Source organism: Porticoccus sp. GXU_MW_L64 (assembly GCF_052983295.1).
Genome location: NZ_JBRKJK010000039.1, coordinates 1 through 2,086, shown reverse-complemented (window position 1 = coordinate 2,086; position 2,086 = coordinate 1). Strand labels below are relative to the sequence as shown.

At 54.5% G+C, this 2,086-nt stretch carries 2 protein-coding genes; both read left to right on the top strand.

Annotated elements, in window-relative coordinates; genetic code table 11:
• Nucleotides 1-1,241 (top strand): IS21 family transposase (istA, locus tag ACVBEJ_RS14515; RefSeq protein ID WP_447130352.1); only part of this gene is annotated, 1,241 nt, incomplete at its 5' end.
• Nucleotides 1,238-2,014, top strand: coding sequence for an IS21-like element helper ATPase IstB (istB, locus tag ACVBEJ_RS14510; protein ID WP_447130351.1), 777 nt, complete (start codon nucleotides 1,238-1,240; stop codon nucleotides 2,012-2,014). The genes istA and istB, both read left to right, overlap by 4 nt.
• Nucleotides 2,015-2,086 lie beyond the last annotated feature (72 nt).

Sequence of the window (2,086 nt, the reverse complement as noted above, 5' to 3'; positions counted from 1 at the left end):
GTTACACCGGCTCCTACGACAGGGTAGCCGCCTTTGCTCGCCAATGGCGACAAGAGCAACAAGACGCCAAACGAACAGCAAGCAAGGCGTTTGTACCGTTGAGCTTTGCGCCGGGAGAAGCCTTCCAGTTCGACTGGAGTGAAGACTTTGTGGTGATTGGCGGTGTCAGCACCAAGTTACAAATTGCCCACTTCAAGCTGTCTCACAGCCGCGCCTTCTTCCAGCGGGCGTATTTGCTACAAACCCACGAGATGTTGTTTGACGCCCACTACCACGCCTTCCAGGCATTTGGCGGTGTGCCTGAGCGGGGCATCTACGACAACATGAAGACCGCTGTAGACAAGGTAGGCCGGGGCAAGGCGCGTACAGTCAACAAGCGCTTCCAAGCCATGGCCAGTCACTACTTGTTCGATACACACTTTTGCAATCCCGCCGCTGGCTGGGAGAAGGGCCAAGTAGAGAAAGGTGTGCGAGATGCTCGCCATCGTCTTTGGGAGGGTGCCCCACGGTTCGATACTCTGGCTGACGTAAATCATTGGCTCAAACAGCGCTGTGCCGAGCTATGGCATGAACTGCCTCACCCGGAGGACAAGCGCCAAAGCCTTGCGGATTACTGGCAGGCGGAGCGATCACACTTAATGGAGCCCCCAGCGGCTTTTGATGGCTTTGTGGAGCACAACAAACGAGTGACCTCGACCTGCCTGATTACCTTTGAGCACAACCGATACAGCGTTCCGGCAAGCTTTGCCAACCGGACGATCAGCTTGCGGGTCTACGCAGATCGATTAGTAATCGTGGCAGAGGCCGTTGTCGTTGCCACCCATACTCGAGTATTTACCCGTGACCACAGTGTTGCCGGTAAAACTATTTACGACTGGCGACATTACCTGTCTGTAGTGCAACGCAAGCCGGGCGCACTACGTAATGGCGCTCCCTTTAACAAACTGCCCAAGAGCTTTAAGCAGCTGCAAGCGAAGCTGCTCAAACAACCCGGTGGTGACCGGGAGATGGCGGATATATTGGCATTGGTGCTGCTGCACGATGAACAGCTGGTGGAACAAGCTGTGGCCCTGGCTTTGGAGTCAGAGCGTCCAAGCAAGCAGCACGTACTCAATTGCCTGGGCCGCCTGAACGACCAGCCAAAGCCGGATCCCCTATCAACGCCCCCGGCACTCAAGCTGGTCACAGAGCCGCTGGCTGACACACAGCGCTATGACCGGCTGCGGGAGGGTGAGGCATGAACACAGATGCATTGATTGCCACCATGAAGTCACTGAAGCTGCACGGTATGGCGGACACCATCGGCACTCTATCCGAGCAGGCTTCACCCATCTATCAGAAAGCGATACCGATACTGGAAACCCTGCTGAAGGCCGAAGTGGCTGAACGTGAAGTGCGCTCCATCAGCTACCAAATGAAACTAGCTCGCTTCCCGGCCTATCGGGACATTACCGGCTTTGACTTTGCGCAAAGCCAGGTCAACGAGGCGCTTATCCGCTCACTGCATCGCTGTGAGTTTATGGCGGATACTCAGAATGTTGTCTTTGTTGGTGGTCCCGGCACGGGCAAAACCCATCTGGCCACCGCCATCGCTGTACAGGCCATCCAGCACCACCGCTACCGTGTGCGTTTCCTCTCCACCGTGGATCTAGTGAATCAACTGGAGCAGGAAAAGCTCGCAGGCAAACAAGGGCGCATCGCCAACAGGCTGCTGCACACCGACTTGGTGATACTGGATGAGCTGGGTTATCTGCCGTTCAGTCAATCCGGCGGGGCTTTACTGTTCCACTTAATCAGCAAGTTGTACGAGAAGACCAGCATTGCCATCACCACCAATCTCAGTTTCTCTGAGTGGTCTAGTGTATTTGGTGATCCAAAGATGACCACAGCGTTACTCGACCGGCTCACGCACCACTGCCATATCATCGAAACAGGTAACGACAGCTACCGGTTCAAAGAATCAAAAACACATCAACGAGAGGAGAAAAAAGCTGGTAAGAGAAAAACCAACTAGGCCATAATCTGGCCTTCCAGGTGGGTCAATTTTAGATGCAAAACCTGGGTCAAATTTGGGTGCAATTTAACA

Bases quoted from the DNA above. Each gene is read 5' to 3' on its own strand.
- istB (WP_447130351.1), top strand. From the start codon at position 1,238: ATGAACACAGATGCATTGATTGCCACCATGAAGTCACTGAAGCTGCAC.